Source organism: Oleiphilus sp. HI0123 (assembly GCF_001635315.1).
The window spans coordinates 1-742 of sequence record NZ_LWGE01000503.1 but is presented as its reverse complement, the minus strand read 5'-3'; the positions used below and the strand labels follow the sequence as shown (position 1 = coordinate 742).

The following is a 742-nucleotide window of genomic DNA, read 5'->3' as shown; positions in this document are numbered from 1 at the left end:
GTAATGGTTCTGCGGGGGAGCGTACTTTGGTAACTCTGCTGGCATTATCCGGCTTTAAGGTGAGTCGCTGGTTAGTGAACAAGCTCATGAGGCAAGAAGGTTTGGTTAGCCGCCAATTGCCGGCACATAAGTACGCTAAATCTGAGAAAGAGCATGTGCTCATTCCAAATGTGTTGGGTCGTTGCTTCAGTCCGGAACAGCCTAATCAAGTTTGGTGTGGTGATGTGACATATGTTTGGACGGGGTCTCGTTGGCTGTACTTATCGGTCGTTATCGACTTATATGCAAGGCGTGTTGTTGGCTGGGCCAAATCTAAGAGTCCCGACAGTGAGTTAACCAAGAAGGCATTGAGAGTGGCTTATGAAAGTCGTGGCAAACCGAAGGGCGTGCTATTTCACAGCGATCAAGGTTGTCATTACACAAGCCAATCCTATCGTCAGCTGCTATGGCGTTATGGCATTCGACAAAGCCTAAGTCGCAGAGGAAATTGCTGGGATAATGCGCCAATGGAGCGATTCTTTAGAAGCTTTAAAACAGAATGGATGCCGCGATCAGGATATGAATCGTTTATGGAAGCAGAAGCAGCTATCGATCAATACATTAATGGTTACTACAATCGTCATCGGCCTCATCATCATAATGGTGGTATGTCACCGTTATTGACTGAACAGGCTTACGAAAAAACTTATAACGGGCTGGCCAGTTTTAGTTGACCACTACAACACTTTCGAACCTAACGAGA

General features: G+C 46.2%; 1 protein-coding gene. It reads left to right on the top strand.

What is annotated here, in order from left to right; translation table 11 throughout:
- Positions 1–713: IS3 family transposase (locus A3761_RS04780; protein WP_156491600.1), on the top strand; the 713-nt coding region annotated here is incomplete at its 5' end.
- Between the last annotated feature and the right edge of the window lie 29 nt (positions 714–742).